Origin of the sequence: Niallia circulans (assembly GCF_007273535.1) — a bacterium.
Taxonomy (GTDB): Bacteria; Bacillota; Bacilli; order Bacillales; family Cytobacillaceae; genus Niallia; species Niallia circulans_B.
The window spans coordinates 326,537-351,181 of sequence record NZ_RIBP01000001.1; the positions used below are offsets into that span (position 1 = coordinate 326,537).

A 24,645-nucleotide genomic window follows, 5' to 3' on the forward strand; every position below is an offset into this window, starting at 1 on the left:
CCATAACTTAAATAATGAATCGGCTACACTAAGTTGGACAGAATTTATAAGGGCTAGTACACTAAACATACTAACCTAAAGGAGCTTGGTACAATGCCGTGCCAACGTAGAACTTTTACAGCCGAATTTAAACTTCAATTAGTAAAGCTATATGAAAATGGAAAGTCCCGTGCGGATATCTGCCGAGAGTATGAAATCACACCTTCCTCATTAGATCGTTGGATTAAAAATCATCAAGAAACTGGATCCTTTTCTGCGAAAGATAATCGTACAGAGGAAGAGAACAAGTTAATGAGATTGCGCAAAGAAAACCAACGCTTAATGATGGAGAGTGACATTTTAAAGCAAGCTGCGCTGATCATGGGACGAAAATAAATGTGATTCGAAATAACACACACAAATATTCAGTATCAGCAATGTGTAACGTCCTCCATATACCCAAAAGTAGTTACTACTATCAAGCCAATTTGTGCGAAAAAGAAGCCCATGAAAGAGAAGAAGTGGAGCTTTCCAATGAAATTCAACGCATTTTTAAGGGAAGTCGTTGTAACTATGGTACTCGCAAACTCAAAGTAGAGTTAAAGAAGTAAAACTGGATCGTTTCTCGTCGTCGAATCGGTCGGATTATGAAACAACTAGGCTTGGTATCGAATTATACGGTGGCACAATACAAGCCATATAAACAATCCAGTAAGGAAGCTCCTACCCGAAACGAGTTAAAACGTCCATTTAACCAAGAAGAAGCATTAACAGTAGTTGTAAGTGATTTAACATACGTCCGTGTCGAGAAAAAATGGCATTACGTATGCTTATTTGTCGATCTTTTCAACCGAGAAATTATCGGCTATAGTGCTGGTCCAAATAAGACAGCTGACCTGGTATATAAAGCATTGGCAAGCATTAAAGGTAACTTGCATAACATTCAAATGTTTCATACAGACCGAGGAAAAGAGTTTGATAATAAACTACTTTCCGAGGCTTTAGAAACATTTGGGATTCAAAGATCTTTGAGTACAAAGGGATGTCCATACGATAACGCCGTCGCCGAGGCCATGTTCAAAGTCTTCAAAACGGAATTCGCAAATGGAGCCCATTTTACTTCTCTTGAACAGCTAAAACTGGAATTAAATGATTATGTTCATTGGTTTAACCATATTCGAATTCATGGAACACTCGGTTACTTAACGCCAGTAGAATTCAAGAAACAGGCCTTATAAAAGTTGTCCAGTTTGGTGTTGACATTCCATAATACAGCTGTATTATGAAGAAGGAATATCGCGGTTCTTCTTGAATAAATATAAAGGAGTAGATATAACCATAAATTAAGGAGGTTTGCATGGAAATTTCCCTTTGGATAATGATTGTTTTTGTGTTACTATATGAGCCAATTTACGGATATTATGATTTTCAGAAATTCAAGGTAAATGTCACAACAAATCCACATACCAGAGAGAAGTATTATATTAATTCTATTGTAGGTTTGTGGGCTCCTACTCTCTATATCATCCTCTTAGTCCTTTTCACAGAACTTACCTTTAATCAAATAGGGTTTACCCTACCTTCCATTAACACAAATGTATTTGGCCCTATTATTACCTACACTGTATTTGCCCTAACTGGTATTTATATTCTTGCTATCCTATATTATATGATAGGATACCATGTAAGTATTACTATTCGTACAAAACTCACCGAAGCAAAAAACAGAGAAAAAGAAAAATCAGCGTACCTCGCAATAATGCCTGTAAGTAAAAGAGAGAAGAAGTTATGGAATTACGTTTCTATTACAGCAGGACTTACCGAAGAAATAATATACAGAGGCTTTTTAATCTTTGCATTTTCTTATTTGTTCCCAAACTTGCCCATTTGGTTTGTTGTCATCTTTGCGTCCCTTTTGTTCGGACTGGCTCATACGTATCAGGGGCTATTATCAGGCGTATTGCGGACAGCAATAGTTGGCATGGTTTTCTCCGTTTTATATATGGGACTTAATTCAATTATCCCCCTTATTCTTCTTCATTTCTTAATAGATTATATGGCAAAGGTTGGGGAGGATGAAAATTATATTCAGGATTCTCGAATAACAAAAATCCCATAATTCAATTTTAATGGAGTGTAGCAGCACCAGTGTTTCCCTTCCTTGAAATAGCGATTCCAAGGAAGGGAAACATCTTCATCATTAAGAGTTGGAACCGAATCAACGATTACCCAATTGAAAGAACGAAGACCGTTTGACTTTCTCCAGTACTCGATGGCCAGCAAATTGAGCCTCAATAGTAGCCTGGGCATTTCTCATAGCAGACAATTGATAATCATCAACTAGTTTAATTTCCGCTGCTGTCATGTTAGTTTTCATATGGTACTATAGGGGCAGTTTTACATAAGAAGTATTTGTTTTATTTAGTATCGAATTTAGTAATCTAAAAAGTTAAGGAGACTACATTTTGAAATCATTAAAAATGGCTCAATTAATTAATTTAGATGATATAGTGAAAATTGATGAACTAGTAATCGGTAAAAAATGCAGGTGTGAATCCATTAGGAAAGCTATTAAAGAAGAGAGATGTATAGTTGCTAATGATAAGAATCTTATAGTTGGTTTTTTAATATTTGATACCAATTTCTTTGGTTGTAGTTTCATTTCACTAATAATTGTTAGTCCAACTGAAAGGCGTAAAGGATACGCTACATCGCTTATTGAATATTTTATAAACATTTCGCCAACAAAGAAAATTTTCTCTTCAACCAATAAATCAAATCAAAGGATGCAAGAAGTTTTTAAAGCAAGTGGATTCTTACAAAGTGGATTAATTGAAAATTTAGATGAAGGAGATCCTGAGATAATTTACTATAAAACCAAATAATTTCTTGTTCAACTACGGGGGCTTTCCTTAAATATAAGGTGCCCTTTTATTATGTCGCTAAAGGGGCAGGTTAGTTTAAGTGTAATTATTCACATATAAGTACGTATATTTAGTGTGTCAAAAGTCTAGAAGAGATAGTAGAATGTTTTTATACAAAAAAGTCCAGGGGGGATTGTAATGAGTTTGGCTACTTATATAGGGTGTAATATAGAAATACTCATTAATGATGATGAATTTTCAGATGAATTTTTTTATATTGGAAGCTGCTTTGCGGATGAGCTTAATCTGCTAGATGTAAAAAAATATCAGTTTACTACTCCTTACGTTTATGAAGTATCAAGTAATTGGGGAATTGAAATTAGTGAATATATGAACCCGGAAACGTGTGCACAATCGAAAAAGAAGCTTATAAAATTATGTGAAATTATGGATAATTATATAAAGAAAGACGATTTTTTTGAATTGTATAGTTGTTGGGTAGGAGAAGAAGCTGATAAGCGTGAGGGTGAAACAACTCTCCAAATAAATGATTTTGATATTAACCAAATTAATATACCTGAAAAAACACTAGTTAGATTTGAAAAATGAATATCTCTTGTTAAATTAACAGACTTTCCTCAGTTAACTAGGAAAGTCCTTTTCTTATGGAACAATAATGGCAGCTTAGTTTAAGTGAATTCACTCACAAAAAAGGCAGTATATAGTATGACTGCCTAATATAACCACTGTTATTTTTTATTGTTGTTTATTTGCAAAAAGCGAATGAATTTTTTTAAACCTGGTGTTTGCTGTTTTTTGTTCTTAATTAAAAAGTCTACTTGTATTTTTTTAGGTAATTCTGTGAATATGATTTCTTTTGTACTTTTTCGATTTGCTGCAATGTCTGCAGGTATTATGCTAATACCAAGTCCATCATGAACTGCTTGAATAATGGATTCTAGTGATTCAAACTCAATGATATTGGAACTATGAAAGTTGCTTTCTTTGGACAACTCCAATAATTGTTTTCGATATATGCAATTTACATCACTATTAACTATTAACGTATGATTAGAATTAATGTCAAAGGGATTAAGTTTAGGAGTTATTAGTACTATTTTCTCAAAGTAACTATAAATAACATCGCAATTAGTTATATTTTTACTACTATTTACAAATATACCATCAACTTCACCATAGAAAAGCATTTTTTCTAACGTCAAATTATTATTTGTTCTTACTTTTACATCTATATTATTATATTCTTTTAAAAAAGAAGAAAGTAAGTGAGGAATTTTAACTGCAGAAATTGTTTGAGAGGCCCCTATTTTTAATGGTTCTCTCCATTTGTTAGGATTAACAGCTGTCTTAGCTTCATCTATTAATTGTAATATTTCATTTGTATAATCTAATAATTTTTTCCCTTCTTCAGTCAATGTTACTCCCCGATTATTGCGCATAAATAACCGAACACCTAGTTCATTTTCTAAATTCTTAATCCGTTGACTAACATTTGGTTGTACATATCCCAATTTTTCCGCAGCTTTAGATACTGATTGCAGTTCTGCAACGTGTTTGAAAATCTTTAATTCATGACTTTCCAATAGTTTCACCCTTCTCGCTGGTATCATTTATAATGATACCTATCTCATTATTCTGTATTATACTCTTCATTTTGATTAAAGCATAATGTAATAGTACAAATAATTTAAAAATAAGTAAGGATGATATTGAAATGAGATTAAAGAATAAAGTAGTAATTATAACTGGTGGTGGCACTGGAGTAGGAAGAGCTACAGCTGTAAAACTAGCAGCTGAGGGTGCAAAAGTAGTGATAAATTACAACCAATCTGATATGGAAGCTCTTAAAGTTGTCAATGAGATAAAACAAAATGGAGGGATAGCTATTGCTCATAAAGCAAATGTAGCAAAAGAAAAGGAAGTAAAGGAATTAGTATATCAAACTGTTCAAACTTTTGGATCTGTCGATGGCTTAGTAAACAACGCGAGTATTACAGCTCAAATAGCTATGGATGACTTAGATACAGTAACAGATGAAATATGGGATTCTCTTTTCAGTGTAAATGTGAAGGGAATGTTCTATTGCATAAAAGCTGTTGTCCCTTATATGAAAAAACAACAATCTGGAGTAATAGTAAATATGGGAAGTGTAGCAGGAATTACTGGTATAGGTTCGTCCATCCCATATGCAGCAACAAAATCTGCTATACATACAATGACAAGGTCCTTAGCTATTGCATTGGCACCTTCAATAAGAGTTAATAGTATTTCTCCTGGAGCTGTAGAAACAAAGTGGTGGGCTGGTAATGAAAAGAAGATGTATCAACTTGCAGGTAAATTACCACTACAAAGGATTTCCACACCAGAGGATATAGCAGAAGCTATAATTTTTCAACTAACTCAAGAGTCTATAACGGGGCAAGTATTTACTATAGATAATGGTCAAACCCTCTAATTTAAGAGGGTTTATTTTATAAGGACAGGATAAGCTATCATTTTACATTTATTCATCAAAAAAAGCATTCTTGTATTAATAAAGAGAAAAATCTCTTATGTCATAAACATGGTAGGATAGTGGAAGAAGGAGAAAAATGAATAATGCGTATTTGACTCTTTGGTATCAGGTCATACTAAGTTAAAAAGGTGTGGCTTTATGAAACAAACATTTTTTCTTTTAACATTAATTACTGTAATTTTTCTTACAGGATTTGTTAAGAAAGACCAAGATAAATGCCTTCATTGTAAAGAATGCTATGATACCGCTTGGGATGACGGGTATAGGATGGGTTATGGTACAGGAACTGTAAATGAAAGGTACCGTATCGCAAGAAGCTTGATTCAATTAGGAAAAACGGATGAAGAACTTGTTCACATGATATCAACAAGCTATGTGGAATTAAAGGATGTAAGAGAGCAGATCAGACTATATCATGGTTATTTTGAATTTGAGGTATCAAGTTACGAGAAAGCAAGAGCACTCTTAAGAGAAGGTAAATCAAACGAAGAGATTGTAGAAAAAACAAATTTAAGTTTCTATGAATTAGAATTGGTGAAAAGACAACTTAAGCAATCTAATGGAAAGTTCAAATGGGAAAGTGAGTATCTATGGAGCTTAAGCGAAAGCGATATGTTTTTGTGAACTTAACTGGAAAATAGTAAAGAAAAGTACTAGTTATTGGAGGCGTTATTCCAGTAGGGATTAATGCTTCTTTATTGTTCTGGAACAAACGCGGCAGGATAGTGAAAGAAAAAAACGATGAAAAGCGGAAATTTCTATTCAATAGAACAAACTAGAGGGATTCTTCATTATGAAGTATTCCTTTTTTAGGCTATTAAAGTAACATCTTGAAATTTGAAAAGCTAAACAAAAAATAAAAACAGAAAGTGTAAATTTATCTAATCATTAATAGTAATAGACACAGAACAAGCATAAAGACTAAACTAAAGAAATGAAGAAGAATAATGATGGAAAAAGAGATGTAAGGTTGGTGTATATATGAAAGTTTATACAGTTCAAGAGTTAGAAACATATTACCGTATGAGGGAACAAGGATATTTAATCGGTGATGAGAAGTTCGTTTGTGAAGACTTTAAAAAACCTTATCAATGGATGATGAAGCAAATGGAAAAGAAGATTGAAGGATACAACGGTAAGGATTACCCTATTTGGGTTTGGAAGAGAAATGTTAATAGAAATGAACATGATTTGCTTAGTAAAGGGACAAAAGGAGTAATACTTACTTTAGAGATACCTGAAGATAGAATTTTATGGTCTGACTTTGATCAATGGCATTTTGTACTGAATAATGCCCCACTTCTAGAGTCAGAGGATGAATGGGAAAGATATATAGAGGATGAGGAGAGCTATCCTACTGAAGAAACGTGGGAAAAGATTTTTGACTTAAATCTATTGAGAAGGAATGGTAAATTAAATGAAGAGTGGATTCAAGGTGTTACACCAAAGATTACTATGAGTATGGTCAAAAAAGTAACAAGATTTATTGCTAAAAGTAGTAAACATTATTAATACCTTTCTTACCAAGCCGTTATCCCTGGGGATAATAGCAAAATGCAAATGTTTTAGAACAAACATGAAAGCATTCCTTATAATAGAGGAAAGTTTGTGAAACAACGTACTTAAGCTATCGGGGGCGTTTGTTTCATAAGAGCTTCCTAAGTGGTACATATTATGTCACATCTGATACTACCTTTTTAATAAGGCTCCAAGTCATTAGCTTTAAAATTGCGAAATAAAAAAGTTTGTGAAATACTAATAGTGTTCTATTTGAAGGACTGATTTCTAGGAGGTACATATATGAACAAAACAGAACTTATTAATGCAACTCAACTAGAGTAATTGACTCCGTAATGGAAACAATCACAACAGCATTAAAAAATGGTGAAAAAGTAGAGATTCTAGGATTTGGTTCTTTTTCTGTTAGTGAACGTGCTGCAAGAAAAGGACGTAATCCTCAAACTGGTGAAGAAATAGAAATTGCAGCAAGTAAAGTACCTACTTTTAAAGCCGGAAAAAACTTAAAAGATGCTGTAAAAGAATAATGAAACTTAGTATGGTAGGGGAATTAATCCTCTACCTCTTTTAATATGCCTTTTAATTTATCTATTTAAGGGTAATTAATTTTAGACAGTATGCTCACATACGAACCTGGATATGTATATAACCGGGCTGGTTATAGCTGGTTCTATGTACAGAAGTATGTGAAACCAACAGGGTAGTATTAGAAAATGCAATGGCTGAGTAAATTTTATCAGTGAAGTTATGAATCTTCAAGTCTGTGTTAATTTCTTATTAACGTTTAATGATATTGGTTGAAAATGCGTCTAATTCCTTGGTATATGAGGAAGTAGACGCTTTTTTGTTATATTCAATTTCATTCTAAGAAGGATTATCGCTTGTTTTAGGAGTTAACGCTCCGATTCTGCGTTAAATTTGATATCCAAGAGAAATCTATTGGTTTATTGAGGGAGTTTAATACACTAAGGTAGGGATTATATAGTTATTATAAACCCGTCTCGATATTTAGGTACTTCTCCGCATCGCTTCGAGTAAAATAAATACTGAAATAAAGTCAATCTTGGAATATACTATTAACATTGGGGCAATAGGTTAACAACAAATCTATTTCTATTTTAACATTCCGAGATTTTTGCAATAAACAACATGAAACTGACATAGGAGATTCCTAAAATGAAAACAAAAATAAACTATTTAATTTTACTATTAACGGCCATTATCATGGTTGGTTGTACCAACCTTGATGATGCAGCCACCACAGAAAAAGATTCACAAGAAGTAACTACAGCAACAGATAGTAATAATCAAACTGAAGAAGCTGCCAATACGGTTGTAGATGAATCAGTAGCAGAGGGGAAATCAATTGAATCAAATGATAAGCGGTTTGCCGGATACGAACCTCTAGAAGTAGATGGGGGTGATTTGTCTGGAAATCGTAAATCGAATGTTGTCGTTAACATTGGATACGGGGATCGTGATTATTGGGCATTTACGAATGAATACGGACAATTAGTACGTGTCATTGCAGACGAAATCATTTTACAAGATGACAAAACCGAACCTGTATTATCGTCTGGCCGCTACTATTCGGATGAGGCAAAGGTTCCTGGCGTTGAAAGGGCCGATTTAGATGAAGGACATATCATTGCGGATTCTCTCGGAGGGGTATCGAATGCTTATAATATTACTCCACAAGATAGCACACTCAATCGCCATGGTGACCAAGCCTATTTAGAGGATGCGATTCGCAAGGCAGGTGGAGCCACTAATTTTGAAGCGAATATCACCTATCAGGATACGAAAACGCAGATTCCTTCTAGTTATCAGTATACTTATACAATAAAGGGAAATGTCATTACTGATTCATTTCAAAATGTAAACCCTGACGAAGTAAATGAATCACTTGGATTAACCGGAAATAAGGACTCCGAGTCCGATACAGCCAGTTCTTCCAAAAATGAAGAGGATCTTTCTAGTGTTGATACAAACGGTAATGGACAAGTGACAATCGCAGAAGCAAAAGCAGCAGGTTTCAGTATGCCGATAACTAGTGATCACTGGTTGTACAAATATATGAGAGATAATGATAACGATGGTATGGTAGGAGAGTAAGAACTAGAACTTTAGTTAGAGATCTTTATAGCGTTGGTGAAGCTATTGCGTTTTTTGTTATGTTAGCTTGGAATAAGATCTACAAAGTTGAAAATAATTAATTATCATACAGAAATAAACTAATAACAAAACACTCTCTTGACGGGGAGTGTTTTGTTTATAAGTAAATGAATAGCTCTGTTCTTGTGTCACAAAAAGGGTAGTTTAGATAAATAATCGTTGAAAAATGTTATTATTATAAGAGTATTCGCATAATTAAGATTTATAAGGAGAGATAGTTATGGAAAAAACAGAATATGAATGGGTAAAACAAACAAGACAGATTTTATTAGACCAGTGTAAAGAACTGAACGAATATGATTTTACAAAAGAATTTGGCTTTGGTTTTCAAAGTATAAAAGATTCTTTAGTACATGTGGCAGGTTGCTATCATGCTTGGCTGGGTTCTTTTATACTTTCAAAGACAACTTCACCCCTACTAACAAAGGAAGTAATCAATGAGATGCAGATAGGAGATATTCAACTTTATTTTCAACAAGCGGACAAATATGTAGATATTGTATTTGATCAATTTACCGATAAATTTGATGATATTATCGAAAAAGAACCTTCTTGGAAGATAGGCATTGGAGCTATAAGGAAAACACCACACCAATTATTAACTCATTCTATTACACATGAATTTCATCATAAAGGGCAAATTGTAGCAATGCTGCGAATACTTGGTTACATACCTAATAATACAGACATATTGGGATTAGATGAGAGGGAGTTGTTAAATAATAAAAAATGATTTGAATAAGATAGACTGAAAAAATAAAATAAATTTGAATTAGAAATATAAACTTGTAGTTGATTATTTCTAGTTTTATTCATAATATGTAAATATGAACGTATATTCATATTTAGTGAGGGGTTTAATTTTTATGTTATATGACACTATTATTATCGGTGCTGGTCAAGCTGGGCTTTCCGTTGGCTATTACTTAAAAAAAACTAATAAAAAATTTGTTATTCTAGATAAAGGGTCCAAAATAGGGGAGAGTTGGAGGGATAGATACGATTCCTTAACTTTATTTACGCCTAGAATGTATTGTTCTTTACCTGAAATGGAAATGGAGGGGGAAATTCATGGATTTCCTAATAAAGATGAAATTGCAGCATATTTAAATAGTTATGCGAACAAATATGAACTTCCGATAAAACTTAACAAGGAGATAATACATGTAACGAAAGAGGATGGATTATTTATTGTAAAAACCCGTCTGGAGGAATTTACTGCAAAAAATCTTGTGATAGCAACTGGACCATTTCAGTCACCTCATATACCCTCACTAGCGAAATGCTTATCACCAAACATTTATCAAATACACTCATCGGAATATAAGAATCCACAGCAACTTACTAACGGAAATGTATTAGTTGTAGGTGCTGGGAATAGTGGAGCACAAATAGCCGTTGAGCTTTCAAAGGAAAGAGATGTGTATTTGGCGCATAGTAACAAACTAATTTTTTTACCCCTGATTATCGGAAAAAGGAGTATTTTTTGGTGGTTTGATAAATTAGGGATATTAAGAGCTAATAATACCTCCTTTTTAGGTAAATTAATTCAGAGTAAAGGAGATCCTATCTTTGGATTGGAACTAAAAGAGGCCATTAAGAAGAGGCAGATAACCGCAAAAGCAAAAGTGATTAGTACGAATCAAGATAGGATTATATTTGAAGATTCATCCTCGATAGAAGTTAACAATATTATATGGGCTACTGGTTTCAGGATATCACTACCTTGGTTACAGTTTGATTATTTATATGATAACGAAGGAAAGATAGTACATGAACGAGGGATTACAAGCGAAAAAGGATTATATTTTATTGGTTTACCATGGCAGTTTCGACGTGGATCAGCACTACTTCAAGGTGTAGGCTATGATGCACAGTATATTATCAAACATATAATGAAAAACAGCTAGCTGTATTAAAAAAAAAATATCCATTCTTATGAAAGAAAAGAGGCTTATTAGGAAATGAATTGTTTAATAGTAGGGAGGTCATGTAATTGACATCCCTACTAAATTTATAACTAGGAAAAGACTTTAATAAAACAATATAAAAGACTACTGATTGTTTAAATACTAAACTTTACTCCAGCAAGTTCTTCACTAAGCTGCCACAAGCGTTGTGCTGAATCAGGATCCGTAGCCCATGGTAGGACTCCCGGCATCTCCTTTGGGGTGGATACAGCCTTGGCAATATTAACATCTAAACAGTAAACTTCCACCCTTATCTTTAAGACTCGGGCTTGTTGCACACCACACACTAGTTGCTGCCCCTTGTTCTTCTGTCTTCAAGTCGTTCCCAAAGTCTAGACTGCTAAGTTCCTCGTCAGTCAAAAACGTGAGAGATCTGTATAGATTTTATTTATATAAGTGATTTGTTCAATAATCGTTTCAAAAGCTATTAATGATTAGTTTTTTTGGGTGGGCTATAAATTATTTCCTACCTTCACCGATTTTCCTTGAAAAATATTTATTAGTACTATATAGTACTAAATATGATGAAGAATAAATTAATGAATCGAAAGCATGTCATTGAAGTAGCAGCGATTTTATTTTTAGAAAAGGGATTTGCATACACAAGCATGGATGAATTGGTTCGAGTCAGTAAAGTGTCCAAGTCAAATGTGTATTATCATTTCTCGAACAAAGAAGAGTTATTAGAAGCTGTGGTTGATTATTGGATTGCTAAGTACCATTTTGCAATAGAAGAGGTGATAAACCAGCAACAACTTTCGGTCGAGCAACGAGTGACCATGTTTTTAATGCAATTAGCACAAGGTGTGCAAGTGAGGGAGTTTAAAGGAAGTTGTCCATTTATTACACTGGCAATTCAAAGCCCGGCACAAGCTACCCAACTGAAAGAAAGAATTGGCTTGTTTTTTGCCGAATTGCAATCAAAGGTCAGTTTGCTTATTGCTCAAGGAATCGAAAGAGGGGAATTTCGAAAGGCAATCCAGCCGGAAGAAATAGCCTCATTATTTATTACCAATTTGGAAGGCGCGTTATTTATTGCAGAAACGCAAAAGGATGCAACAATCATTACAAAAACAGCTCAACAATTTATGAAGTTGCTTCATTAAAGAGGCAATTTTTTTTACACAAAATTAGTACTGATTAGTACTAAAATGGAGGGTGAATGATGAAAAGAATTTTATTAATAGGTGGAACTGGTTTTATTGGTAAGCAATTAGTGCAACAAATAGCAACGGAGCAGGTCGAAATTTTCCTGTTGGTAAGGTCTAAAAGTAAAGCAATCAAGTTGTTTGAAGAAAGCGGGTATCTACACAGAAATCTATTGCAACTTGTAGAAGGTGATTTAACTAAGGAAGGGTTAGGATTAGGAGAAGAGGACTTGCAACAAGTAAAGCAGAGTGATGTAATCATTCATGCAGGTGGACCTATGAATATTAGTATCTCTGAAAAACAAGCGACGTCAGCGTTTTTAAACGGTGCAAAATATGTGAGTGAAATTGCTGAAAGCATACATGTAACAAAAGGTTTAGAACATTTTATCCATGTAGTAGGGTATATGAGTCCATTTAATGATGACAACAGCGATATAGATATTAATGTATTTCAAGATGCATACGAATTAGAAATAAAAAATCATTACGAACGTACAAAATTTTTAGCTGATCTCTATATGCGGCAACAGGCAAAAAAAGTAGGTTATCCTATTTCGGTAATTAATCCCCCTACAGTTGTTGGTCCTAGTCAGACTGGGAGTACAGAACAGGTGGATGGATTAGGGTTGCTGGTAAAAAGTATGCGTAAAGGTCTTATGCCTGTTGTTCCTGGTGGGGGGAATTATCGAATTCCACTGATTGCAAATGATGCTTTAGCAAAATTTATTGTCCGAATTTTAAATCAAAAGCAGCCGAAGAGCCATACATATACACTCGTCCCAGACCGTCAAATGGATCTAAATGTATCTGAATTACTTCGTATCATGGCGGAAAGTTTGAATGTAAAGGCACCCACTAAGGCTATTCCAATACAGATCATGAGATTATTACTGAATAGCGGCGGAAGTAAAATAACTGGAATTCCAGCAGATAGTTTAAACTTTTTAACGAATAAAGACTTCTCAAATGCCAAGGTAAAAAAAGTAATGGGATCAGATTGGTTCCGGACGACGAGTGTAAAGAACTTTTTACCGGTTGTAATCGCAGATATAGATTATCGTATAACGTATCCTCATCAGCAAATAGATTCCAGATTTAATAGAGTACTTATCGGTAATGTCGTTGTTTATCAAACAAGCGGAGAAGGAAAGCCATTTATCTTGTTCCATGGTTTATTAAGTGATGGAGAAGATTTATTTCCTCTAGGGATTCAGTTACATGAAAAAACAGGTCGACCTGTGTGGATTGTTGATTTGCCTGGATTGGGACGTTCACCTTTTCAAAAGGGGAAATCTATGATGACTGCTTTGCTTCAAACAGTTAAAAATTTATTGTCACAGGTTGTGGAAGGTGCTCACTTTATTGGTCATTCATTTGGTGCACTTGTGTTAATAGCTGCACACAAAGATAATTATTTTCGTCCAGAGGATACTGTCACACTACTTCAACCGCCTCTGATGAAGAAGGTTACGACAGAATTTCCAATCCTTATAAAAAAGTGGGCTTTAAAGACAGCAAGTTATAGTCGGTTAGAAAAGTATTGCTTGGAAACAGGATTGTTCTCCATCGCTGAGCAAATTCCTGTGCACTATATTGCAAAAGTTAAACGTAGCTTTACCTCCCCGAGAATTTTAAATACGACCGTTTTATTGGACGAATGGTCATCGAGAAAGGAAGAAACGGAGATGAACGTTCGTGCAAACAGTAATATTGAAATTATTTGGGGTGATCAGGATAGGGCTTACCAGATCCCTATCAAGCTGGGGGAAGTCACGATGCTTCCATATGGGCATCATTTTCCACTAAGTCACCCAAATGAAACAGCACATGTCATCTTGGGAAATATGAAAATTTGAAACATTAGTTACAAACTAATATAAACTGATCTCAGTAAATCTGGCGGTTTATAAGTTACTATGATTATTTTCTAAGTAACTTGATTGAACCAAAGCCGTCAGCTTTGGTTATTGTGAAAGCACTACCAACTTCCTAATTGATAAAAAGATAGGAAAGATGAATATGATTTTATCTGAAGCTTGGCAATTATATAAAGCAGATAAACAAATTCAAGGATACTCTTCCCAGACATTGAAAGCTTATAAGATTGAATCTGCCTTGTTCATAAAGCACTTAGGTAATGTTGAGATAGTAGAAATACAACGGAAACTATCAAACTGTATCTCGGAGAAGTTGCGGGTGAATTAAAAGCATCTAGTTTATGTCATGACATTTGCTTTATTAAGTCGTTATTCAGATGGGCGCAAGAAGAGAATATTAATTTTAATCCAAGTACGGCAATAAAAGAACCTAAATTGGAGTGTAAAATTCCTAAGAATAAGAGTAGTTGCTATATCATTTATCAGCTCTTTACTAACACGCCCAATGAGATTAACAACAAACTCATCTCCACCTTAACGAAAAACAGCTCCACTTAACGTACTCTTACCAATTGCAAGTTAATAGTATTTTTCATTAAAGAATATTCCATTTAAGTTGAATTTATTAATATTATAGTGAGTAAACCTTTAAAAATATACTTAATAATGAATAAAATTGAAAGGTGTGGTTTTTTAAAAGCTTGTAGTAAAAAGGAAAGGACTTATTATGAAACAGTAGTGACGTGGCAGATTAGTGGAAGACGTTTCTGAAGAATATTCATGGATAATTTTAACTTATAACTCACAAAATAAAAAAAGTAACTATGTAACAATTGTCTAGGAGATTAATTTATGAAGTGGTTAAACTGGTTAATGCTGTTATGTTTTATCCCTATTTTATCAGGTTGTTGGGATAGAAACGAGTTATCAAAAACTTCGATTGTTACAGGGATGGCAGTAGATAAAGGAGAATCATTTAAATATAAACTAACTATTGAAACTACTGAGGCCAGAGAGATGACAGCTCTAACAGCAACTGGCCAAGCCCCATCAACTGTGGCTTCTTTAGAAGGTAATTCGGTTGCAGAACTTGTTTCTAAATTTAATATCGTAAATGCAACAATTCCAATATATTCTCATATGAGAGTTTTAGTTATTAGTGAAAAACTAGCCAAAGAAGGTATGTTGGATTTTATGGATTTTTTCGATCGAAATCGCCAAATTAGAGATGACTTTATGATTGTTATCGCAAGAGAAGGAAATGCCGAAGATATATTAAAAGTAAATAATATGTACAAAAAAAGTGCTTCTCTTAAATTATTTACGCAATTAACTACTATGCAAAAGGACTGGGGAGGAGCACCTGATATTAAGTTGAATGATTATACTCGTATCTATAATTCAGAAGGACAGGCTCCAGTACTACCAGCAGTCCAATTAATTGGAGATCCAAAAAAAGGAGGGAATATCGAAAATTTAAAAAGTGAAGATCCAGAAGCTCAAGTAAAAGTAAACTCATTAGGAGCATTTAAAAGCGGGAAATTGGTAGGATATGCATCGCTAGCTGAAGTAAGGGATTTACTCTTCGTCCAAGATAATATAAAAACTACAGCCATTACAGCTAATTGTGAAGAAGGAGGAAAAAAGTTTGAATATCGTGTTATACATTCAAGTACGAAGATAAAGGCAAAAGAGGTGAATGGTATCCCTCACTTTTACATAAAGATTAAGACAGAAGGCATATTGGATGGTACAACTTGTCCCAATAAGTTAGGAAATGCAAGTGCTTTTGAGAAACTAGAAGCATCTATAAACAAAGAAATGGAAAGCGAGATAAAAGACTTCATAATAAAAACAAAAGAACAATTTAATGCAGATATTTTTGGGTTTGGTGGTCTCTTAAGAGAACAGGATTATAAAAACTTCAAGAAATATAAAGATACATGGGATGATGGATATGCTAAAGCACAGATGCATATTTCTTTCAATTCGGAAATTAAAAGAAGTGGATTAAGAAAAGAACGTTTTATTACGAATTAGCTTTTACTTTGTAATTAAGTTATTTTGTTAAATGATTATTTATTAGAGACTTTTCAATTGAGTAACCGTACATGTTTGACAAGAACTTTCGAACTATGATACCTTAAGAAACAATAATATGAACTGTAATTGGAGGAGCCTGTCACTCAGGGACAACTATGTCTACTGATGATAGGCTTCTTTTTGTATAGGGAGGAACTAGGTTGTTTAGACTATTAAAAATTATTCTTGGTTTTCTTGCAGCTATACTAGCTCTGTTTGGAACTATAACAGATAGTACACTCATATTTTCTTTTATGTATTTTTTTCTGGGTTTACTATTATTAGTTATTGGGTTTTCAGAACTAAAGAAAATAGATAATATTGCCCCAATTTTAATGTTACTTCTAGCTGGATTCTTTATTTTGGGGTCTTTTTATATTATGTTTTTTGAAACATAAAAAGATTTGAGTTGTTGATTATGTATTAATATGGGCATTAATAATATAACGTGAAAGAAGGATGCAGCAATATACAAACCAAACCATCAATAGTTAGCGTTGATGGTTTGGTTTAATCCTATAAATGGGTGGTTTTTGTCTTATTAAAATTATTGGCATGTATCAGGATTATTTGAAGAAATTGATATGACATAAACTTAGCAATTTAATTTGAGAAGTAAGCAAGCTTTTTTTCTATTTAGTCGTATAGTTACTTATACACTAAAACTAAAAATGCAGGGATGCAACTTGAATTTAAATACTCAAACTTCTCAAAGTGGAATTATATAAAAAAAGGAATATAACAATTAGAACTGTGTTAAATATATACGGAGTTTTTTAGAAAAAGTCCATTAAGGCTCATCTAATTTTTTTGATGCTTGATGCCCCACTTATACATTTCATAATAAACTGGAAGTAAATCTTCTCCTTTTTCTGTAATTGAATATTCAACACGTGGGGGAATTTCATTATATTGTTTCCTTATGATTAAACCATCCTTTTCTAGTTCACGTAAGGTCGAGGATAGCATAGTATTTGTAATTTTTGGTATGGCACGAGTAAGTTGACCAAAACGAGCGTTTTTCAAAGCAATAATTTCAAATAGTACTTGATTCTTCCACTTTCCTTGCAAGACATTAAAAACAGGATTAAGCGGATTAATACCTGGATTACAGTCTTCTTTATTATTTAAATTTAGGGACATTAATTCATGTAAATTTGGTATGTTCATGGTTTTTTGACTCCTTAGTATTGTCTAACGTACTTAGTAAGTAATTTTTGCGTACTTGAATTAGATATAACACAGTACGATAATCATACTAGTACAAATAGTAAACCAAAAATATGGGGGATTCAACCATGAAAACATTATTAATTATAGGAGGCACTAGTGGTATTGGCGAAGGACTAGCGAAGTATTATTTAGCTGCTGGGGATAGAGTCATTATCGTAAGTAGAAATAAAGGCGATTTGCCTAATGCTATTTATCTTCAAGCAGATCTGAGCCTTGCTTCAGAAAACTACCGTATCATCGAGATTATCCAAAGCACCTATGGTGCAATCGATGGATTGATTCTTTGTGCTGTCCTACAAACAGCTCGTAATGACGTTTTAATCACACAAGAAGATTTAGAATTTACTTTTGCATTGCAGTATTTAAGTAGGTACATCCTTTCAAATCGGTTAGCATTTAATGATGGCTCTTTTATCTTAAATGTCGCTACCCCAGGCATCTACAGCACTGTCCACTTTGAAGATTTAGAATATAGACGTAAGTTTAACAGTGTGAAAGCTAACGCTCATGCCAACCGGCTAAACGACTTGTTGGCTGCGGGGTTCAAACGTAAGGGCATTCGTTACATACTATATAATCCAATGGCTGTAAGAACTGCTGGAGCTAAATCTGTCTTTGCGAATCCATTAATGAGGATATTCTTGAGAGTAGTTCACACTCTAGTAGGACATGAGGTTGATGAAATCGTAAAAAGTATTATTGACGTTATAGAGAAATCAAAATCGCAAAGTTTCTCAGCTTATAAACTTTCAAAATCTGTTGATTTATCCATGAAAACATTTGATGCACAAAAATCTAAACAGTTAGAAGAAATCACCAAAAAGATACTTTTAAATGTGTAGGAATATGAACGATTAAATCAAAGATGAAAACTTTTAGATTTAGCAATAAACTCTTGTCAACAGTAAAAAACTGATATTAAGTACTGCTATCATAGTAAAGTGAGATACTAATATTTATTAACTTCAAGCTGCTGCCTCCCTTAACTTATAGAATCTAACTATGTATACGTCTATAAGATAAATGGTTTCATCACTAACTTTGTGAAGAAATATACTTAAGTTGTAGGGGGCGTTGATTCTTTAAGGATTAATGCCTTTTTTTTGCTCTGGTACTAACGTGGCAGTATTCCTGTAATAATTGAAATTTGCTTATGGTAGAAAAATGGCAGGATAGTTGAATAAAAAAATACAAAATTATACATATTTAGAATCTTTTTTAACAATTAAACGTATAAAATAAAAACACTCAATCTGTAGTGATGGAATGATGAAATTGATGTTTATGCTTGCAGCAATATAAACATTCCTGTTTTTATTTTGAAAAGGATCTACAGTTATTTTACTATCGTTATTCTTAATCCTTCTTGTAGTATATTTTAGTAAACTAAAATTTAGGAAAATGCATAAAATTGTATTTAAGGGAGGAGGATTTTATGAAGAATGATAATGAAGATAAAGAAAAAAGTAAAATAGATACTGATGACGGTTGGAATAGAGCATTATATGGAAGTCCAACTATAGGTGGTTTTATTGTTATTGGAATAATTATAATTATTATTTTGTATAATGTCTTTTTTTAATTAGGAATAATTGAGATTGGATAGTGTAAGATATATTCTTCAAATCCCAAATAAACAGAAGTCGGCTGCCGATCGGCAGTTTTTTTAATGTTCCAAACAGGGCAGCATTCCTGTAATAAATGAAAAAATCGCTTATAGAAGAAACAAGGCAGTTTTGTTTAAGTACACTATTTCACATAATAAAATAAAGACTCTCAAAGTAAGTAACGGTTTTTCTTTTAGGGAACAATAGAAAAGTATTAAAGGTCACAAAAATTTTATATCCAAAAAAGCATCGGTTTTAGCACCAATGCTTTATCAATTTAACATAAAAATCGTAATTGCTAATGTATTGCCACTCTATTTTGCTGTTCTGCCCAGATATACATTCAAAGTAATTGCATTTAATATGAGAGTCACCAAGAGAAGAGCTGCTGAAGCGAACGCCACGGCATACATCGTGTCCATAAGGGCTCCCCAATCTTCAACTGTTACCTTATGATAAGTATAAAAGATCTGAAAACATAACGAAATACTGCAAGCACTGATACTTATTATTGATAGAGCAACCCAATTTTTATTTTCTTGTTTTTTCTCTCGTGTTAGATTAACAATAGGAAGTATCAAAGCGATTAATCCAAGCACGAGGCTTGCAAGATTTAGCCAACCATACATATCCATAATCCCCCATTTGTTGAATAATATGAAATTAATATCTATAAATTTATCCTATCATAGCTTTCTATTTTTAGTTAAATATTTACCATAAATAAAATCTCCTCTATTTTAAACCTGTTATTTAGGGAGGTTAGTGTAATAAGGGTATGAAGGAATTATATTAAAAGAAGGAGAATATAACTCATCTAGGGTAAACGGAATGGAGAAATAGAGATGATTATGCAGGTAGTATTTAAACAACTTATAAAAGATGAAATTGCTCCTTTATTTAAGGAAAATGGTTTTAAAAAGAAAGGAAATAATTTTGCAAAGACATTCTCTGACTTTGCATGGACTGTAAATATCCAATCATCGAAGTGGAATACAAAGGAAGAAGTGGAGTTTACTATTAATACTGGTATTTTTACTGATAAAATATTTGGAATAGGTTTTAGAGAGGAACCACCCAAATTTCCAACAGAAATTAATTCGGTTCTTAGACACCGAATTTCTAAACTGAAAAATGAACAGGATTACTGGTATAAAATTAACTTATCAAGTGACTTAGAGAAAATTAAACAGGAAGTAAGCATTGATATAGAAAGTTTGGTTTTTCCATACTTTGAGAAATTCCAAACAATTGAAGACGTCATGCAAGAGATGAAAAGAGAAGAATCACAAGACTCTTATGGTAGCGATCTAGAACTAACTATTTTGTATCAAGTATATGGATATAATAAGGAAGCACAAGAAAGAATTATTAAGGCATACAACGAAGCTAGTTATAAACCATATATTAGAGAAGTGGCTGATCAACTAAATTTATCAATAGAGTGATTGGATTCTCATGTAAAAGAGCTTTATTGTCAATATGGTTAAAAATCTTACTAGCTTCTTCTTGCAATAGGAGGGGATTGATCCATAAGGATTAATCCTCGTTTTTGCTTTTGTTACTAAAATGGCAGGTTAGTTTAATAAGAAAAAACTATATTTATTGATTCAATAGAGGATTTTACTAATATTAATCGAAATTACTCATAGTTATTTATCCGGAAGCATCATGGAGGAAGAAATGAAGAAAGTAATAAACATGGTTAATCAAAGTTCGAAAGTGGCAGGTGTGTCGTTACTTGAATTGAAAAAAGCAGAAAAAGAAATTGGTGCTATGTTTCCAGAGGAATACAAAGAATTCTTTTTAGAAACAAATGGCGCAAAATTTGGTGATTGGACTTTGTTCCCTATCCAAACTAAGGATCAATCAGTACTACCAATTGATATTGTAAAACATAATCGAGAGAACAGACCGACAAATATGCCAAGTGATATAGTTTGTATAGGGGAAAATATCAATGGTGATAAACTTTGCTACCGTATTAGAAAGAGATTTATGCAGGAACTAATCTTTATTTGGAGTGATAAAACTGGATTAAGTGATTGTAAAGCATCAACTTTAACCGAATTTATTGATTGGTATGTACCGAAAGTAAGTAATAAGCCTAAAACAGTTGGTACTTTTACAGTAGAAAGTGGAAAGTTAATTGTAACCGATCCCTGTTATCTGGAGGATGAAGAAGACCTTCAAATCATACTTTCTAATGTGAAAAATGGGAAATGGACAGCAAGTATTAATTACAATGATGAAGAAGTCGTTGAAAGCCTCCTTGTATTTTATGGAGAAAAGATATCAAGTGGAAAATGGCATGAATGTGATAAACCAATTGGTGTTGACTCGGCACAAGCTGGAATATTTGATCTTGCAGTATTCGGTAACGATGATGCCATCAATTATGAAGTGAAAAATATTAATGACATAGAGATAGACGAAGTTGGATTAAAATATTATGTTGCATGTTGTGATATGGTTGCTTCTGATGCACAAGGAGGAGTTGTTCCTAGTGGTGCGGTTTCAATGTCTGGATATGGTGACGGAATGTACGAGGTGAAAGTAAAATATAACCTTTCTAAAGAGGTTGTTGGTGTGAAGATTGAATTTGGAGATAATGAGGGTTAATATCACTCTGCACAAACGGATTAAAAATACTTTTTCTTGTTCAAATATAAAGGGGGAGAAAATATTATTTGGCTGCTTAGGCAGCTTTTTTGATTGGTCCCATAATATCCGCAGTTTACATGACGAATTTGTTAATGATTTGGGGCTTTTAATAATAACGAGAGAAGGAGCTATATGAAATTAACATTAGGCGATATATATGCAGTACCACTTCCAAATAAATTCTTTGCAGCAATTAAGATTATTAATATCAGTGGTAAAGATACATTAGTTAAGACAACCCCATATATAGACACTAGTATACCCGAAATTACAAATCCACTTTTACAGGAAACATTAAGAAATAATAGGTTTTTTTATAATAATTTACCTGCGATTAAATGGGTAAATGGAGAATTTCCAAAAGGGTTTATTTTTATAGGGAATATTCCTTTAACTGATATAGAGAGAAAATGGAGATCTAGTACTTTCAGTGAATCATGGAGTTTTGTAGGGCATGATGTTTTCGATGAATGGAGATATATTCACGATAGAGAAGCACTTGAAAAGGAGATAGAAGAGCTGGAAAAAAAGAAATGATGGATGAAAATATTAAAAAACATAAAGAAGTGAAGCTTATGAATGATTCGGATTTTTGGACACTTGTGTCTTTGATTAATGGTACAAAGCAGATAAAGGAAGGAATCCAACTCCTAATAACAGAATTGGCAAAACTTAAGGTGAAAGAAATCAAATTATTCGAAGAAACACTATCTTTTAAATTATATCTTCTTGATACAAAAGACCATGCATGTTATTTTGGTGACCATTCCTTTCGGGAAGAGAAACCAAATACTTTCTCCGTAGATTTATTCCTTTATGCGAGGTGCGCTGCTGTTAGCAGAGGAGAAAAAATATATAATGAAATATTAGATAATCCTAAATTAATGCCGAAGAATGAGTTTCTTGAAGAGCTATTAGATGTAACAAGTGCAGCATATGAAGAAAAGAAAGGTAAGGAATTTATTATTAATGCTACTTATGACTATGAAACCTTCTCTAATAAAAATGGGTGGTCTTAAAATAGCTCTAGTAAACATAATAACGGCTGCCTTATAGCGATATGCATAGGCATCTGTGATGAGGGGGGAGTATACGTGAATATAGATAAACATTTTCTTAATAAAAAATGCGAAGTGAATCATTGTCAATTAAGGGGTAGCCGTCCCTTAAAGAATTGGAAGAGGACAGAAATGAATTGGTATTGTGAAGAACACTTTCTTGAATATGCTGCATCAAGAAAACAAAAGTTAAGTGCTTTTATTGAAAAAAATAGAGATCCTGAACAGAGGAAAAGTCTTAGTGAGGAACAATTAAAATTGTACAAACATTACACGGAAGAAAATTCTTGATGCCAATTATTATAATTGGCATTTTATTTGTATTATGAGTGGCATAACTTAATGGTTACTGAGGATTTCTTGTGGTACTAAAATGGCAGGATAGTTTAAGTGAAAGATTTCACATTAACAAAGTCAATAGGACTAGAGTTGTTGGAGAACCTTTACTGTTGAATGTAGATTTGGGTGATACAGCACGCAATTTTTTAAGTGGATGGATTGATGTTTGGTATGGGTTCTGCACAACATGTTCTCTAAATGATAGCACGTACGAAAATAAGGACAGAGCAAAAGGATTTGAAACTCGTTCTGTAGGTTACAAATACGTTACACCTTAATGGAAATTACACACTTTTTATTTACCACATGACTTTTTTGCTTCATCAATAGATATATTCATTTTTGAATCAATTTTTATTATTTTTGCTTTATAAGGGTAATTATTAGAACCTATGGAAGGACCGTCAATAAAATCTACTATAAATAAATCATATGGAGGATTATGGGGACCGTTAAATGTGATCAGTTGTACTGTTATTCTATGCTGATTGCTGTTGTCTTTAATTCTAGTTAAGCTAATTATCTTTTCGCAGTAATAAGGTTGCCCTTTAGTAATTTCTAAAAAGAGTGGTGAATAATGAGCTAATAAAGTTTCTTCTAAATACGCATTATTTTTAGATGCTTGCGTTGCAAAAACGTTACTGGAAAAGATAAAAGTTAATAAAAATACTGTGAAAGCTAAAAGTATTTTTTTCATAAAAGAATCCTCCATTTAAGCTAAATTTATTAATATTATGGTGAGTAAAACCTTTAAAAATATACTTAATAAAGAATAAACTTGAAAGGAATGATTTAAAAAGAAGGGAAGCTTGCTATAAAAAGGGAAGGACTTACGTTTATGGAACAATAATGGCAGTTTAGTGAAATAAGGAGGAATACTGTAAACTGAGATTAAGACAAATAAAAAAAGGTTTAAAAAAGGTTTTATTAGGGAGATGAAGCAATTGGAAAAGACAATCACTTTTTCATTCAGTAGTACAAAATTTGAAGGTACAGAGGCGTCAGAAACATTTAATTTTAGAGAATTAGGTATTGATGAGAATTTGGATGATGAAGCACTAAAAGTAGAAATAGATAGAACTTTTAAGGATTGGGTTTGGGATAAACTCAATATTTCTTATAGTATCGTTATAAACGAGGACAAGCGCAGATAGTACAGATTATATTCTGTAACAAAAGAAAAATTTCCTATTGCTGGGCAGCATTCCTGTAAGAATTGAAGAGAAACCTACTTGTGTTACAAACAGGGCAGTTTTCTTTAAGTGTACTTTTTTACAAATCAACCTGTAGGACATATTATTTACCTAGTAAGTTTTGTCATGTCCTTGGTTAGTTGTAGAAAAATCATTAGAAAATTATTATTATTACTTATAATGGATTTTCGAGGGAGCAATCTGAAATGAAATTGATTTGTCAGAAATGTAAAGTTGTGATTTCTAAAGAAATAACGGAATTGGAAAATTTAACAGCAATAAATAATACGGATGGGCGGATTACATACCAGAAGGATTCTTTTTTATTGGAAATGGTGAACAAGATATAAATAGTAAGGGTCTAATTATTATGAACTTGAATGATTTAATCAACTCTAA

General features: G+C 33.0%; 27 protein-coding genes and 2 pseudogenes. 24 read left to right on the forward strand and 5 right to left on the reverse strand.

What is annotated here, in order from left to right; translation table 11 throughout:
- Positions 1-93: 93 nt before the first annotated feature.
- Positions 94-1,217, forward strand: a pseudogene (locus CEQ21_RS02470) (IS3 family transposase).
- A 119-nt stretch (positions 1,218-1,336) separates the two neighbouring features.
- Positions 1,337-2,098 (forward strand): CPBP family intramembrane glutamic endopeptidase, encoded by a 762-nt coding sequence (locus CEQ21_RS02475; protein ID WP_185763098.1) that lies wholly within the window; start codon positions 1,337-1,339, stop codon positions 2,096-2,098.
- Positions 2,099-2,197: 99 nt separating this feature from the next.
- Here CEQ21_RS02475 and CEQ21_RS02480 read toward each other — a convergent pair whose 3' ends face one another.
- The gene (locus CEQ21_RS02480; RefSeq protein ID WP_185763099.1) at positions 2,198-2,356 is read right to left on the reverse strand and encodes a hypothetical protein; all 159 of its coding nucleotides are present in this window, start codon (positions 2,354-2,356) and stop codon (positions 2,198-2,200) included.
- An 88-nt stretch (positions 2,357-2,444) separates the two neighbouring features.
- On the opposite strand from CEQ21_RS02480, the gene CEQ21_RS02485 reads away from it, so the two are divergent.
- Together CEQ21_RS02485 and CEQ21_RS02490 are read left to right on the forward strand one after the other, a co-directional pair.
- Entirely contained in the window at positions 2,445-2,864 is a 420-nt protein-coding gene (locus CEQ21_RS02485) for a GNAT family N-acetyltransferase (protein ID WP_185763100.1), read from the forward strand.
- A 177-nt stretch (positions 2,865-3,041) separates the two neighbouring features.
- Positions 3,042-3,452, forward strand: a complete 411-nt coding sequence (locus tag CEQ21_RS02490) for a hypothetical protein (RefSeq protein ID WP_185763101.1) — start codon at positions 3,042-3,044, stop codon at positions 3,450-3,452.
- A gap of 140 nt (positions 3,453-3,592) precedes the next feature.
- Here the strand turns inward: CEQ21_RS02490 and CEQ21_RS02495 are convergent, their stop codons facing one another.
- Complete coding sequence (locus tag CEQ21_RS02495; RefSeq protein ID WP_185763102.1) at positions 3,593-4,447, reverse strand: LysR family transcriptional regulator; 855 nt, start codon at positions 4,445-4,447, stop codon at positions 3,593-3,595.
- A 131-nt stretch (positions 4,448-4,578) separates the two neighbouring features.
- On the opposite strand from CEQ21_RS02495, the gene CEQ21_RS02500 reads away from it, so the two are divergent.
- From CEQ21_RS02500 to CEQ21_RS02550, 11 genes and pseudogenes are all read left to right on the forward strand, one after another.
- Entirely contained in the window at positions 4,579-5,319 is a 741-nt protein-coding gene (locus tag CEQ21_RS02500) for an SDR family NAD(P)-dependent oxidoreductase (RefSeq protein WP_185763103.1), read from the forward strand.
- Between the two features lie 198 nt (positions 5,320-5,517).
- The gene (locus CEQ21_RS02505; RefSeq protein ID WP_185763104.1) at positions 5,518-6,003 is read left to right on the forward strand and encodes a hypothetical protein; all 486 of its coding nucleotides are present in this window, start codon (positions 5,518-5,520) and stop codon (positions 6,001-6,003) included.
- A 357-nt stretch (positions 6,004-6,360) separates the two neighbouring features.
- Positions 6,361-6,891: a DUF3841 domain-containing protein gene (locus tag CEQ21_RS02510; RefSeq protein WP_185763105.1), complete on the forward strand. Its 531-nt coding sequence runs from the start codon at positions 6,361-6,363 to the stop codon at positions 6,889-6,891.
- Positions 6,892-7,217: 326 nt separating this feature from the next.
- Positions 7,218-7,424 (forward strand): annotated as a pseudogene (locus CEQ21_RS02515) (HU family DNA-binding protein); the annotation flags it as partial.
- Between the two features lie 649 nt (positions 7,425-8,073).
- Complete coding sequence (locus tag CEQ21_RS02520; protein WP_185763106.1) at positions 8,074-9,012, forward strand: DNA/RNA non-specific endonuclease; 939 nt, start codon at positions 8,074-8,076, stop codon at positions 9,010-9,012.
- 280 nt (positions 9,013-9,292) lie between these two features.
- A complete protein-coding gene (locus CEQ21_RS02525) occupies positions 9,293-9,805 on the forward strand; it encodes a DinB family protein (protein ID WP_185763107.1) in 513 nt (170 codons plus the stop codon).
- 133 nt (positions 9,806-9,938) lie between these two features.
- The gene (locus CEQ21_RS02530; protein WP_185763108.1) at positions 9,939-10,982 is read left to right on the forward strand and encodes a flavin-containing monooxygenase; all 1,044 of its coding nucleotides are present in this window, start codon (positions 9,939-9,941) and stop codon (positions 10,980-10,982) included.
- Positions 10,983-11,581: 599 nt separating this feature from the next.
- On the forward strand, positions 11,582-12,148 hold the full coding sequence (locus tag CEQ21_RS02535; RefSeq protein WP_185763109.1) for a TetR/AcrR family transcriptional regulator: 567 nt from the start codon (positions 11,582-11,584) through the stop codon (positions 12,146-12,148).
- Between the two features lie 59 nt (positions 12,149-12,207).
- Positions 12,208-14,049: an alpha/beta fold hydrolase gene (locus CEQ21_RS02540; protein ID WP_185764062.1), complete on the forward strand. Its 1,842-nt coding sequence runs from the start codon at positions 12,208-12,210 to the stop codon at positions 14,047-14,049.
- An 873-nt stretch (positions 14,050-14,922) separates the two neighbouring features.
- Positions 14,923-16,110, forward strand: a complete 1,188-nt coding sequence (locus CEQ21_RS02545) for a Ger(x)C family spore germination protein (protein ID WP_185763110.1) — start codon at positions 14,923-14,925, stop codon at positions 16,108-16,110.
- A gap of 203 nt (positions 16,111-16,313) precedes the next feature.
- Positions 16,314-16,550: a DUF3953 domain-containing protein gene (locus CEQ21_RS02550; RefSeq protein ID WP_185763111.1), complete on the forward strand. Its 237-nt coding sequence runs from the start codon at positions 16,314-16,316 to the stop codon at positions 16,548-16,550.
- A gap of 403 nt (positions 16,551-16,953) precedes the next feature.
- Here the strand turns inward: CEQ21_RS02550 and CEQ21_RS02555 are convergent, their stop codons facing one another.
- Positions 16,954-17,322 carry a winged helix-turn-helix transcriptional regulator gene (locus CEQ21_RS02555; protein WP_235907145.1) on the reverse strand — a complete coding sequence of 123 codons (369 nt, stop codon included), beginning with the start codon at positions 17,320-17,322 and terminating at the stop codon, positions 16,954-16,956.
- Positions 17,323-17,450: 128 nt separating this feature from the next.
- Between CEQ21_RS02555 and CEQ21_RS02560 the strand changes: the two genes are divergently transcribed.
- Together CEQ21_RS02560 and CEQ21_RS02565 are read left to right on the forward strand one after the other, a co-directional pair.
- A complete protein-coding gene (locus CEQ21_RS02560; protein WP_185763112.1) occupies positions 17,451-18,227 on the forward strand; it encodes an SDR family NAD(P)-dependent oxidoreductase in 777 nt (258 codons plus the stop codon).
- A gap of 593 nt (positions 18,228-18,820) precedes the next feature.
- Positions 18,821-18,967, forward strand: a complete 147-nt coding sequence (locus CEQ21_RS02565; RefSeq protein WP_164849727.1) for a hypothetical protein — start codon at positions 18,821-18,823, stop codon at positions 18,965-18,967.
- 339 nt (positions 18,968-19,306) lie between these two features.
- Here the strand turns inward: CEQ21_RS02565 and CEQ21_RS02570 are convergent, their stop codons facing one another.
- On the reverse strand, positions 19,307-19,621 hold the full coding sequence (locus CEQ21_RS02570; RefSeq protein ID WP_185763113.1) for a hypothetical protein: 315 nt from the start codon (positions 19,619-19,621) through the stop codon (positions 19,307-19,309).
- A gap of 216 nt (positions 19,622-19,837) precedes the next feature.
- Here CEQ21_RS02570 and CEQ21_RS02575 point away from each other — a divergent pair, with 216 nt between their 5' ends.
- From CEQ21_RS02575 to CEQ21_RS02595, 5 genes are all read left to right on the forward strand, one after another.
- Positions 19,838-20,440, forward strand: a complete 603-nt coding sequence (locus CEQ21_RS02575; RefSeq protein ID WP_185763114.1) for a DUF4304 domain-containing protein — start codon at positions 19,838-19,840, stop codon at positions 20,438-20,440.
- Positions 20,441-20,675: 235 nt separating this feature from the next.
- Positions 20,676-21,614 (forward strand): SMI1/KNR4 family protein, encoded by a 939-nt coding sequence (locus CEQ21_RS02580; RefSeq protein ID WP_185763115.1) that lies wholly within the window; start codon positions 20,676-20,678, stop codon positions 21,612-21,614.
- 174 nt (positions 21,615-21,788) lie between these two features.
- Positions 21,789-22,193, forward strand: coding sequence for a hypothetical protein (locus tag CEQ21_RS02585; protein ID WP_185763116.1), 405 nt, complete (start codon positions 21,789-21,791; stop codon positions 22,191-22,193).
- Complete coding sequence (locus CEQ21_RS02590) at positions 22,190-22,675, forward strand: DUF4240 domain-containing protein (protein ID WP_185763117.1); 486 nt, start codon at positions 22,190-22,192, stop codon at positions 22,673-22,675. The genes CEQ21_RS02585 and CEQ21_RS02590 overlap by 4 nt, the downstream gene beginning before the upstream one ends.
- 75 nt (positions 22,676-22,750) lie before the next feature.
- Positions 22,751-23,005, forward strand: a complete 255-nt coding sequence (locus CEQ21_RS02595; RefSeq protein WP_185763118.1) for a hypothetical protein — start codon at positions 22,751-22,753, stop codon at positions 23,003-23,005.
- Positions 23,006-23,348: 343 nt separating this feature from the next.
- On the opposite strand, the gene CEQ21_RS02600 is transcribed toward CEQ21_RS02595, so the two are convergent.
- Positions 23,349-23,750, reverse strand: a complete 402-nt coding sequence (locus CEQ21_RS02600; RefSeq protein ID WP_185763119.1) for a hypothetical protein — start codon at positions 23,748-23,750, stop codon at positions 23,349-23,351.
- Between the two features lie 247 nt (positions 23,751-23,997).
- Here CEQ21_RS02600 and CEQ21_RS02605 point away from each other — a divergent pair, with 247 nt between their 5' ends.
- Both CEQ21_RS02605 and CEQ21_RS27040 read left to right on the forward strand, forming a co-directional pair.
- Positions 23,998-24,207, forward strand: coding sequence for a hypothetical protein (locus tag CEQ21_RS02605; RefSeq protein ID WP_185763120.1), 210 nt, complete (start codon positions 23,998-24,000; stop codon positions 24,205-24,207).
- Positions 24,208-24,452: 245 nt separating this feature from the next.
- A complete protein-coding gene (locus CEQ21_RS27040) occupies positions 24,453-24,596 on the forward strand; it encodes a hypothetical protein (protein WP_235907146.1) in 144 nt (47 codons plus the stop codon).
- Positions 24,597-24,645 lie beyond the last annotated feature (49 nt).